Below are 11,595 nucleotides of genomic sequence, written 5' to 3'. Positions count from 1 at the left end.
GGCACAAAGATATAGCCGTACGTCACATCTGGGGTCAACCCTTGACTTTTGCCGAAACATGCTGTTTTTGCGGGGTTACCGTGTTGCAACACGTCCGGGGTGGGGCTTGACCGGCGCGGCATCGCAAATTAACTTAGCGCTAAAGGTTCTTGTCAGCCGGCTCTGCGACCGAGGAGATCACCCGATGTCAACTGCGGTTTCCGCCCAGCACCCCTACCGCCCGGCCGTGCGTGCGGGGCAGTTCGTATTCGTTTCCGGCGCACTGTCGGTGGACGGCGACTACGTGCCCGTACCCGGTCGCACCGAGGCTCTCGACGCGGCGGCGGACCGCATGCTGGAGCGGCTCGCCACCGCCGGCGGCAGCCTGGACGATGTCGTGAAGCTGACCTACTTCGTCACCGACCTGTCGTTGCGCGAGGAGGCCAACCGCCAGTTCGAGCGCCTGTTCGCCACCGCTCGACCGGCCCGCACCTTCGTGGAGGTCAGCGCGCTCCCGTACGGCGCGACGGTCGAGATCGACGCTATCGCGTGTGTGTCGGCCGAACCCGGTTCGCTCGCCGAGTAGCCTGGCCGATACCGTCATCCGAAATTCGTTCGAGCCCAACGGGAGGAAGCGTGGCGCGGTCGAACCCCGATCGGGATGCGGTCGACGACATCGTCGCGCAATGGCACCAGCAGCGACCCGAGCTGGATGTCTCGCCGCTGGAGGTGTTCGGCCGGCTGCACCGCAATTACGTCTACTACCAGTCCTCGCTGACCGCGCTGTTCGACCGGCACGGCATCAATATGGCTGCCTTCGATGTCCTTGCCGCGCTTCGTCGTTCGGGCCCGCCCTACCGGATGACGGCGGGGCAGCTGGCCGAGATGGCCCTGGTCACCACGGGCGGTATGACCCTGCGGGTGGATCGCCTCGAGAAGGCGGGCCTGGTGGAACGCGAACGCGACCCCGATGATCGGCGCATCGTCTACTCCCGCCTGACCGAGGCGGGACTGCGCGTACTCGAGGTGACGGCCACCGATCACTTCGCGAACGAATCCCGCATGCTCGCGGGGCTCACCCCCGCCGAACAGGCCGGGCTCGCCCATCTGTTGCGCAAACTCGAACGGTCCATCCTCGCCGCGGAATCCACCGAACCGGAACAGCCCCACGCGGATTCGGCCTGACGCGTCGAGTGGTACCCCGCCGAGAGCGGCGTGCGCCGCTGGTGGGAATCCCTACCCCTCGCAGGCGCGGGCGTCGAAGGACGCCTTGCGTTCGCGCTGCCCGGAAACCTCCAATGAGCCTTCCAGGCGCTCCAACAGCGCCGCGAGTCGTCGGCGTTCGGCTGGTACGAGCCCGGCGAGCATGTCGAGTTCGTTGGCGAAGTGGTCCTCGATGAGCCGATCCGTCAGCGCCAGTCCGGTATCGGTCAGGCGCAGGTAGACGATGCGTCGGTCGTCCTCGTCGCGTTCGCGCAGGATCAGTCCGGCCTCTTCCAGTTTGTCGGCCCGCAGCGTGATGCCGCCGGTGCTGACCAGGCTGGACGTGGCCAGGTCTCCGGCGGTGCGCCGGTAGGGCGCGCCGGCTCGGCGCAGGGCCGTGAGTACGTCGAGTGCGGCGAAACTGATGCCGTGCTGCTCTATGATCCGGCTGATCTGGGTCTGGTAGCGCAGGAAGCATCGGTGTAGCCGGCCGAAGACCGCCAGCGCCGAGACGTCGGTGTCGGGCAACTCGGCCTGCCACTCGGTCAGGATGCGCGCCACGGCGTTGGCGCCGCTGTCCTGTGCTTCGTCGGGGGTATCGGCGGGAGTCGGCATGTCCTGCAACGCGACCGCCAGCACGGCCGCGAGTGCGGGTTCGAGCTTCTCGGTCGGGACGGAGTGGGCGGGCTCGTGCGCGAACAGGTAGCGCTCCATGATCACGCCGAACAGGATGCTGCGCACCAGCCCCGCGCTCGCGTCGGCGGTGGCGGAACCGTCGAGCAGACGCGTCAGAGGGCCGCTGACCTGCTTCTCCAGCACCTCGCGGAGCATGGCCGCGCTCGGTGGATGGGTGAGTGCGGAGCGGATCAGGGCGGGCCAGGGATCGTCGGGCGTCAGCTGATCCCAGCGTTCCAGATAGGCGTGGGCCAGGGCTTGGGCGAGTCGCTCCGGTCCGCTGCCGGCGTGCGCGACGACGTCGGTGCCGATGCCCGCGCCACCGCCGACCACCTCGCGGAAGAGCGCGTCCTTGGTGCCGAAATACGACATCACCAGTCCCGCGGTCACCCCGGCCTCCGCGGCGATGGCCCGGATACTCACCGCGTCGTACCCCTGCGCGGCGAAGAGTCGTCGCGCCGCGGCCAGCACGGCTCGGCGGTTGCGCTCCGGATCGTATGCGCGGCGGCGGGCTGTCGACCGCTGCCCACTCGGGGAGGTCATGGCACTACTTTAACGAGCGTTCAAAACTGAGTGGAGGTATTGAACGGACGTTCAAAAGTCGGGCCGCTCAGCGGCATTTTACGGGCATGTTGGCTCCCGGATCGCCTCGAACTTCCTCTTGCTAAAGAGGAAAACCTCGGCTAATAATCTTAATAGCAAGATATTTCCCTGGTGTGTGGGACTCGACGCCGGCGCTGCCCAGCCCGGTATGCCGACCGGCCGCACCTCACCGGGATCACTCGAACATCACCCCGGAAGACGCGATTCGATGAGCGACAGCACCTACGACCGATGAGGAGCCACAGTGCTCAAAACCGCTGACAACGCCCAGATCTCCCAGGTCGGGCCCGGCACGCCGATGGGAACGTATCTACGGAAATTCTGGATGCCGGTGGCGCGCAGCGCCGCGGTCCGGCCGGGCGCGGATCCGGTGCGCGCGAAAGCGCTGGGCGTGCCGATGGTCATCTACCGGCTCGCCGACGGCTCACTCGGCTGCCTCGACGAGCAGTGCCCGCATCGCCGTGCCTCGCTGGCCCTGGGATTCAACTCCGGTTCCAGCCTGACCTGCATCTACCACGGCTGGGAGTTCGGCAGCGGCGGTCGCTGCCTCGCGGTGCCCACCGAGCCGGAACAGCGGCGGGACCGGTTCCGGCAGATCCTGCCGGTCAATGCGCATCCGGTGCGGGAGGCGGCCGGGATGATCTGGGTGTATCTGGGCGACGGCGATGAGCCGCCGTTCCCGGATATGGATTTCATGGGTCTGGACGAGGGACAGTGTCAGGCCGTGGTCGGGGTGACCCGGTGCGGCTGGATCCAGTGCCTGGAAGGTCTGGTCGACACCGCGCACCTGGGCCAGTTGCACAAGACCCAGTTCCCCGGACAGCATCAGGTGGCCTACGAAGCCGCGCCGTCGATCATCGTCCGGGACCGTCCCTACGGTATGCGGATCTACGCGGATCGCCCGCGGCCGGACGGCGGGCACTACTATCGCGTCACCGAATACATCGCGCCGTTCTGGTGTTTCGTGCCGCAGAACGACGAGCGTGCGGCATTCTGCATCGTGCCGATCGACGATACGCACTGCCTGCAGTGGGTCGTCTGGTACGACAAGAACGATCGGCTCGACCCGGCCAAGCCGCTGGGACGGCATGTCGCACCGCTGACCCTGCACCCCGACGACTTCACCGCCGGCATGCGCGGAAAGCAGCGTTGGGGGCAGGACCGCGACACCCTCGGCCGCGACCACTTCTCGGGCCTGGACAACCTCTTCTTCGAGGATCTCGCGGTTCAGGAGAGCCAGGGCGCGATCATGGACCGGGAGAACGAGCACCTCGGTTCCAGTGATGTCGGGGTCGTGCGGCTGCGCAAGATTCTGCGCGACGCGGCGACCCGGGCCGTTGCGGAGGTGCCGGTCATCTTCAATCGGCCCGGCGAGAACGACCTGAAGTCGGTGCGCGGCGCCGCATTCGAAAGTGAAGGCGACGATGCGGAAGAGGCGCTCGCGGTGGCCGGGGGCGGGGTGTGAGAGCCGCGATGGATTCCGAAAGCATCAGTGCGGCAGGCAGTTACGCCGCAGACGTCGCGATCGCGGAATACGACTCGATTCGGTTCTCCGATGTCGGCTGGATCGGAATTCGGCAGTTCCGCCGAGATCCGGAGGGGTCGTTCTTCGTCTCGGGATTCGATGTCGAGGGCACCTGGGTGGAGAATGTCCCACTGCCACACGGGATTCGGTTCCGCGTGCGGTGAGCGAACGCGCAGGCCGCTTCAGTCGGACTGCGCGGGTGTGCGGATGACGGCCGGGGAGCCGCCGATGATGCCGTCGGCCTCGAGTTCGCCGATCTCTGTTTCGGTGAGCCCGAGTGCCGCGAGCACTTCGGTGGTGTGTTCGCCCAGCAGCGGTGCGGGGGAGCGGTGGAACTGCTCGGGGCCGGCGGAGAAGCGGACGGGGACGGTGCTGTGCCGCGCGGTGCGGGCCACGGGGTGGGAGACCGGTTCGAAGAACTCGCGCGCGTCGAGTTGCGGGATCTCGAACTGGCGGTGTGGCTGCATCGCCTTGGCGACGGGAATGCCTGCGTCCCAGAGGATTCGGACTATCTCGTCGCTGTCGCGGGTCGCGCACCACTCGGCGAGGTGTGCGTCGATCGCATCGTGTTCGCGTCGTCGTCCGGCGGCCGAGGACAGGTCGGGGGATTGGGCCCAGGCCGGATCTCCGAGAGTCTTGGACAGGGCGCGCCACTGGTCGTCGGTGCCGACGGCGATGGCGACCCAGCAGTCCTGGCGGCCGAATTCGTCTGTGCCCGATGCTTTGTAGAGGTTCTGCGGGGCTGCTGCGGGGCCGCGGTTGCCGTCGCGTTCCAGGAGGGCGCCGTAGGCGGAGTGTTCGATGACCTGTTCGGCGGCCACGTTGAGGGCGGCGTCGACCATGGCTGCCTCGACGAGCATGCCGTTTCCCGTGCGGCGGCGGTGTTCCAGCGCCAGCAGTAGGGCGTTGAGGGCGTGCAGCCCGGCGTTGGGATCGCCGATCGAGTAGGGCTCCAGCGGATTTCGGTCCGGGTGGCCGGTGAGCCAGGTCAGGCCGGAGGTGTCCTCGATGACGTACGCGAAGGCGGGATTGTCGCGCCACGGCCCGTCCAGGCCGAAGCCGGGCATGCGGACCATGATCGTGTCCGGTCGAAGTTGTTGTACCGCAGCATAATCCAGTCCGATCTGGTCCAGCACGCGCGGTGTGTAGTTCTCCACGATGACATCGCAGGTGGCGGCCAGACGGGAGAGCAGCGCACGCCCGCGGTCGGAGCGGAAATCCAGGGTGATGCTCTTCTTGTTGGTGTTCAGCCCGGAGAAGATCGGCGAGTACTCCCACCATTGCTCCTGCGTCGCGGGCACTCCCGCGATGAGGCGGGTGCCGTCGGGGCGGGTGGCGGATTCGACGTGGATGACCTCCGCGCCGAGCATGGCCAGATAGTGGGTGCAGGACGGGCCCGCCCAGTAGGTGGTCAGGTCCAGTACTCGAAGTTCCTGGAAGGGAAGGGGATTCAGGGTCGCGGCGGGACGCGCGTCGTGACGTTCCGGGCGCGCCGCGCGATATCGGGCGGTGTGCTCACCCAGTCGCGGCGCGGGCAGCGGGTCGCCCAACCAGGTCGGCTGCGGGCGATACGGCGGACGCGGCTGAACGAATCCGTCGCGCGGATTCACCGTGAAACTCTCACGAGAAATGTGATGACCCATCGCGGTGGCATTGGCCCCGTTGACCACCGGCCCGTTCGGAATTCGGAACGCGGAGGCCAGATCTCGGATCACCTCGGTCGGCTGCTCGGCCAGCCAGGCGAAGATCTCCGGTGCGTTCTTCCCGGCCCGTTCGGTGATCGACAGGTCGGTGTCCTCGTCGATCCACTCCGGATGTCCGACCATCGCACACAGATCGAACCACTGCTGCGAGGTGCCGCATCCGAGGGCGACCATCCCGTCGGCGGCGGTCGCCACACCGGGCACGCTCAACCGTCGCTGCGTGCGGAACGGCCGGTTCAGGGCTTCGTAGAACGACACCGGGAAATAGGTGAGCCCGAGGATCTGCGTCTCCAGGACGGACAGATCGACCAGCTCACCCGTCCCGGATCCCAGTGTGCGCAGCCGTGAGGTCATGGTGGCCGCCGAGGCGTATGCCCCGGCGAACCATTCGCCCACCCGGCCGCCGATGTGCACCGGAGCCTGTTCGGGTGCGCCGCGTCCCAGCCCGACGATGCCTCCGGACCACGCCTGCAACGTGAATTCCGTTGCCGCACGGTCACTCCAGGGTCCCTCGAGCCCGAACGGGGTGATCGCGGTGACCACCAGATGCCGGTGCGCGCGACGTATCGCGGAGATGCTCAGCCGGGGATGCTCGGTCAGCCGCGAATCCCGCGACCAGACCACGACGTCGGCCGAATCCAGCAGCGTGTCGACCAGATCCAGATCCTCGGTACGATCCGGATCCGCGCGCACACTCTCCTTACCACCGGCCAGGAAACTGAACAGCGCTCCATCACAACCGTTTTCGATCGCCGCACCGGACGCCGACCAGGATCGCAGCGAATCACCCTCGGGCGCTTCGACCTTGATCACCTGCGCGCCGCCGTCGCGCAGCATTCTCGTGCAGTACCCGCCCGCGATACCGCTGGACAGATCGATCACGACACAGCCGCGCAGCGGCGGGGAGACCGACCGTTCCGAGGTGCGGGTGGTTTGCCTGGATGACATTCTCGCTCACCGACTTTCGCCGCACGCCGCAGTGCGGCTACACCTTCTTGTTCCGGCCCGACCTGCTGAGCCGGAAATCCGGCGGGAACTGCGCGTCGTTGTCCTTGACCGAGTTGTTCAGCCCGTTGTCGAACGCGTTGTCCAGCATGAGTTCGTCGTCGTCGGCGCGGATGTGCCCGCCCATCGATTCGAAGAACCCGCTCAGCAGACTGCCCATGTATTCGCCCTGATGCTGCTTCATCACCTCGAAGAACACCTTCTGCATGAAGACGGTGTCGGTGGGGCGATTACGCGAGCAGGCCAGCGCGTACTTCGCGGTCTCGGCCTCGAGCTCGTCGCGGGGGACCACCTTGTTCAGGAAATTGCACTCGTACATCTCCTGCGCGGTGAAGGCGCGTCCGGTGAACACCATCTCCTGAAAACGCCGCAGCCCCATGGTCTGCGCCCAGGTCCACATCCGCGGTCCCCAACCGTAGTAGCGGAACGAGGGATGCCCGAACAGCGTGTCGTCCGACGAGATCACCAGATCTGCGTCCGCGGCCTGGTAGAAGTGCCAGCCGTAGCAGTAGCCCTTGGTCTCCACGATACTGATCTTCTTGAATTCCTGCAGGCTGCGGCAGCCGGCCGAGGCGTTGGCGTACCACTGGCTGATGGTCGCGCCGTGCCGGAAGGAATCCTTCGGCGGATACTGCACCTCGTCCTCGCCGATCCGGTACTCGGCCAGTCGCCGCTTCTGGGACGGGTCGTTCTGGATATCCATGAACTCCGGCAGATCCGCACCGGTGCCGAAATCGTTGCCCGCGCCGCGGACGACGAGCACCTTGACCTCGTCGTCCACGCTGGCCCGGTGCAGCAGATCCGCATAGCGCAGCCGCGCGGCGACGGTGGGCGCGTTGAGCTGATCGGGCCGGTCGAAGGTGATCGTCGCGATCCTGGTCTTCGGATCCTTCTCGTAGCGGACGATCTCCTCGGCCGAGGGCTGATCCGGCTCTGTCGAGGACTGGTTGTTCGAGGGCTGCTCGGATTCGGACATGCTCGCCTCCTTTACTGAAAGTGGTTGGGGGACAAGAGATCCGAAGCTCGGAGCACTATGCGCCGAGCTTCGGACCGCTCAGTGCTCCCAGTGGGGCGCGGAGGTGAGCACCTCGAAGCCGTCGTCGGTGATCAGCACCGCGTCGCGGCCGAATACCGCGCCGACTCCGGACTCCCAGACGTATCCCGTCACCGCCAGTACCATGCCCGGCTCTAGCCGTTCGGCCTCGGCCGTGGCGCGTAGCTGCGGTGAGACGACGGGCGAATCGAAACCCATGCCCAGACCGCGTGCGACCGGCATCGCGGGCAAGGGTTCACCCGCGAGTTCATACGCGGTGAGCAGTCCCGCTGCCGTCTCGCCCGGACGGCAAGCCTCGAAAAGCCTGGCCTGCAACGCGTCCCAGCGCTGATACAGCTTGCGAGTGTCCTCGCTCGCCGAGCCGACCGGATACGTCCGGCCGACCTCGCCGATGTACCCGTCGCCGAGAACTCCGGCCGAGAACGCCACCAGATCACCCTCGCGCGCCCGCCGGTCCGTGCCCGCGCGCCGCCACGGATGTTCCTTGGAGGTCACCCACACCGAATCCTGCGAGGCCGGGGTGCTGATCCCGGCCGCGGTCATCGCCTCGAGCATCGCACCGATCAGCACCTGTTCACTACTGCCGGAAGCGAGTTCGGCCACGGTCGCGGCCAGGCCCGCCTCGGCGACCCGCAGGGTGCCGCGCAATACCTCGATCTCCTCGGCAGTCTTGATCCGCCGCGCCGTCCGCATCGCGAGTTCGCCGTCGACCAGTTCGGCATTCGGAAAGGCCAGCGGCAGCAGCTTCGCGAAATTCGGTGAGAGCGCGTCGGTGCCGACGCGTACCGCCGTCGACGCGCCCTGGATGTCGCGAAGTGCCGCAATGGTATTCATCGGATTCCACATCATCCCGTACAGGTGATCGTGCGGAATGTCCTCGGGAACGCCCTCGTCCCATGTGCTGAGCAGATGGACCGCACCGGTCTCGCGCACCACCGTGGCCACCGGCCCGAAGGGACGGGTTCCGGCGACCCACAGCTGGGGTGCGCCCGCGACGTAGCGGGCGTTGGCCTGCCTGCCGAGCACGAGGACGTCCAGGTCATGGGCTTTCATCTGTGCCAGTGCGCGATCGCGCCGCCCATGCCGCAGGGCGCGATCGTCCGGCATCACCTCAGTGCCCATAGGGCGCATACGGGTAGTCGGTCAGGGCGATCGAGCCCTCTTCGGTGATCACGATGATTTCCTCGCTTCGGTAGCCGCCGGTGCCGTCCTCCCAGACGACCGGCTCCAGGACCAGCACCATGTTCGGTTCGAAGATGAAGTTCTCGTCGAACTCCGCGCCGAGATCCGTTCCGATCATGGGTGTTTCGGCCGCGCTGACCCCGATCCCGTGACCGAGGTAGAAATGCGGCAGCCAGGGCTTGACCCCGTCGTTGGCGGCCGTGGCCGCGCGCGCGAGATCCGCGGCGCTCGCCCCGGCCCCGGTCACTTCCAGGACCGCGGACAGGATCTCGTGCCAGCGCTCGAACTGCTTGTGCTGCCGGGCATTCGGCTCCGCGCCCACGGTCCAGGTGCGGCCGAAATCGGAGCAGTACCCGCCGTAGGTGATGCTGACGTCGGTCCACAGCACGTCACCGGCGGCGAGTTCGCGTTCGGTGGTGAGCAGCGGCAGCGCCAGATCGCCGTGCGTGGTCCACACGCCCTCGGCCTTGGTGTCCGGCATGACCTGCCAGATCGCGTCCAGCATGGTGGCGGTAGCGCCCAGTTCGAAGGCCCGGCGCACGAAACGCGCGGACAGATCGATCTGGCGGCGTCCGGGGGCGAGCGCGGCCTGCACGTCGACCATGGCCTGATCGGTGATCCGGGCCGCGGTGCGGATGCAGGCGATCTCGTCGGGAGTCTTGATCAGCTTGGCCGGGCCGACGACCAGTGCGGCGTCGGTCGGCGCTGCGCCGGGGAACAGATCCGAGCGCGCCCGCAGCATCGCGCCGGTGCACTCGTCGACCGCGACGGCCGAGCCGGACGGGATCAGATCCGCGAGCACTTTCGCGAATTCGGTGACGCCCTCGTCGAATTCGAGATAGACGGGGCCGTGCAGGTGGTCCGCGGGCAGATCGGTCTCCGCCGAGGTGCCCTCGCGGAACGGCAGGAACAGATGCGGCCACGGATCACCCGCGACCACGACCGCGACCGGTCGTTCGACATGCGACAGACCCGCATCGCCGAGCGGCCAGTTGGCCCCGGTGGCGTAGACGACATTGCTGTTGTTCAGCAGGACCAGCGCGTCGACTCCCTGAGCGGCCATGGCCGAGCGCAGCCGCGCGCCGGTCTCGCGGCGCATGCGCGCACGGTCGGGTACCTCGGGAATGACGAGTGCCGGTGTGCCGGTGGTGGAGGAGGCCATCGCTACAGACTCAGGAAGTCGGTGATGTTGCCGCTGACGATCTTGGCGGCGTCCTGCGGCCCGACCGCCTCGACCACACCGGCCAGCGACTTTTCCGAATAGCCCCAGGTGCTCTCGTTGTGCGGGTAGTCCGAGGACCACATCACCCGGTCGCGCCCGATGCGATCGATCAGCGACAGGCCGAGCGGATCCACCATGAACGACGCGCGCATGTGGTTGTCCCAGTAGTACCGCACGTCGTGCTCGATCGGCCGGTTGTACATGTGCTTGTAGGAGGCGTTCATGTGCTCGGCGTCCTGGATGGCCGAGGGGACCCAGTTGATCCCGCCCTCGAACCAGCCGATGTTCAGGCCCGGATGCCGGTCGATGATGCCGCTGAACACATACTTGGAGAACAACTCCCGGAACGGCGCGACATTGTGCATCATGCCGACCACCACGCTGTTGACCTCGCACGGCGCGGACAGCGGGGATTCGCCGATGTGATGGGAGACCGGCACGCCGGATTCCTCGATCGCGTCCCACACCGGGATCATCGCGGTGCTGCCGTAATCGATGACCTTGCCGTCGTCGTCCTTACCGGCCGAGAGCGGCAGCAAAAATGTCTTGAGCCCCAACGATTTCAGTTCGTCCAGGGTGCGGCGGGCGCCGGCCGGGTCCCACCAGTTGATCAGCCCGACGCCGTAGAAGCTGCCGCCCGAGCGTTCCTGCAGATCCGCGATGTACTCGTTGTACACCCGGAACGCGAGCTCCCGGACCTCCTTGTCCGGGTAGAACAGCAAGGCCAGCAACGCATTCGGGAATGCGAGCTCCTTGGCGATGCCGTCCGCGCGCAGATCGGCGGCGCGCGCGTCGAAATTGGCGCTGCCCGACCCGTCCAGCGGGTCGTACTGCATCAGCACGCTGCTGAAATCACCGGGCAGGAAGGACTTGCCCTTGCGGCCGATCTGGAATGCGCCGTCCTCGTACCAGATCCGCGGCGCGCGGTCCTTCATGTTCTCCGGGAACCGCTCGTAGAAGATGTCGTCGGCCAGGGAGATGTGATTGTCGGCAGAGAAGACCTCGGTGCCCGCGGGCAGGCCCACCGAGCCCTGCGCGTGACCGCGACGATCCTTCGGTGGCCCGAATCCGCCGGGCGGGTACAACGAAGCGCTGCTGGTGGGAACCGACATCTTGACCCTCCAAGGGAGTTTTCCGTTTCGCGGGATCGGTGCCTGGTCGATGGGCGGCGGAGGCTGATCCGGGTGGAGTCCGGTGGGCCCGGCGTGGCCCCGTGGCGCCCGCGCGGCTCCCCGGCGCTGCGCCCGGAGACCGTGAATCCCGATGGGAATGAAGTTATCACATTAGGAGAGGGTGATACACCGGAGTTAGCCGAACAGACTCCTATTATGCCAGTTCAGCCTGCGAGAATGATGTTATCGTCTACATCTGCTGCCGGTCGTCCCTAGAGAGAATCGACGGAGTCGCGGTGGTAAGTCGGCAGGTCGCGGCGGGTGCGCACGAA

General features: G+C 66.8%; 10 protein-coding genes. 4 read left to right on the top strand and 6 right to left on the bottom strand.

Annotated elements, in window-relative coordinates:
• The first annotated feature begins 184 nt into the window (after positions 1-184).
• Together ON40_RS21375 and ON40_RS21370 are read left to right on the top strand one after the other, a co-directional pair.
• A complete protein-coding gene (locus ON40_RS21375) occupies positions 185-565 on the top strand; it encodes a RidA family protein (RefSeq protein WP_040825420.1) in 381 nt (126 codons plus the stop codon).
• Positions 566-615: 50 nt separating this feature from the next.
• Entirely contained in the window at positions 616-1,164 is a 549-nt protein-coding gene (locus ON40_RS21370) for a MarR family winged helix-turn-helix transcriptional regulator (RefSeq protein ID WP_040825418.1), read from the top strand.
• Between the two features lie 51 nt (positions 1,165-1,215).
• On the opposite strand, the gene ON40_RS50025 is transcribed toward ON40_RS21370, so the two are convergent.
• Positions 1,216-2,400, bottom strand: a complete 1,185-nt coding sequence (locus ON40_RS50025) for a TetR/AcrR family transcriptional regulator (protein ID WP_083895816.1) — start codon at positions 2,398-2,400, stop codon at positions 1,216-1,218.
• A gap of 304 nt (positions 2,401-2,704) precedes the next feature.
• Here ON40_RS50025 and ON40_RS21360 point away from each other — a divergent pair, with 304 nt between their 5' ends.
• Positions 2,705-3,925, top strand: coding sequence for a Rieske 2Fe-2S domain-containing protein (locus tag ON40_RS21360; protein WP_040825417.1), 1,221 nt, complete (start codon positions 2,705-2,707; stop codon positions 3,923-3,925).
• Between the two features lie 8 nt (positions 3,926-3,933).
• On the top strand, positions 3,934-4,149 hold the full coding sequence (locus tag ON40_RS21355) for a hypothetical protein (RefSeq protein ID WP_040825416.1): 216 nt from the start codon (positions 3,934-3,936) through the stop codon (positions 4,147-4,149).
• Positions 4,150-4,167: 18 nt separating this feature from the next.
• On the opposite strand, the gene ON40_RS21350 is transcribed toward ON40_RS21355, so the two are convergent.
• The 5 genes from ON40_RS21350 to ON40_RS21330 form a co-directional block, all read right to left on the bottom strand.
• Entirely contained in the window at positions 4,168-6,636 is a 2,469-nt protein-coding gene (locus tag ON40_RS21350) for a CaiB/BaiF CoA-transferase family protein (RefSeq protein WP_051193376.1), read from the bottom strand.
• A gap of 37 nt (positions 6,637-6,673) precedes the next feature.
• A complete protein-coding gene (locus ON40_RS21345) occupies positions 6,674-7,669 on the bottom strand; it encodes an enoyl-CoA hydratase/isomerase family protein (RefSeq protein WP_051193375.1) in 996 nt (331 codons plus the stop codon).
• Positions 7,670-7,747: 78 nt separating this feature from the next.
• On the bottom strand, positions 7,748-8,869 hold the full coding sequence (locus ON40_RS21340; protein ID WP_040825414.1) for a M24 family metallopeptidase: 1,122 nt from the start codon (positions 8,867-8,869) through the stop codon (positions 7,748-7,750).
• On the bottom strand, positions 8,859-10,091 hold the full coding sequence (locus ON40_RS21335) for a M24 family metallopeptidase (protein WP_040825412.1): 1,233 nt from the start codon (positions 10,089-10,091) through the stop codon (positions 8,859-8,861). Before ON40_RS21335 ends, ON40_RS21340 begins: the two co-directional genes overlap by 11 nt.
• Before the next feature lie 2 nt (positions 10,092-10,093).
• Positions 10,094-11,263, bottom strand: a complete 1,170-nt coding sequence (locus ON40_RS21330; protein WP_040825410.1) for an amidohydrolase family protein — start codon at positions 11,261-11,263, stop codon at positions 10,094-10,096.
• Positions 11,264-11,595: the final 332 nt, after the last annotated feature.

This window comes from Nocardia jiangxiensis NBRC 101359, assembly GCF_000308615.1.
Taxonomy (GTDB): domain Bacteria; phylum Actinomycetota; class Actinomycetes; order Mycobacteriales; family Mycobacteriaceae; genus Nocardia; species Nocardia jiangxiensis.
The sequence above is the reverse complement of the archived record's forward strand: the minus strand, read 5'-3'. Positions and strand labels throughout refer to the sequence as shown.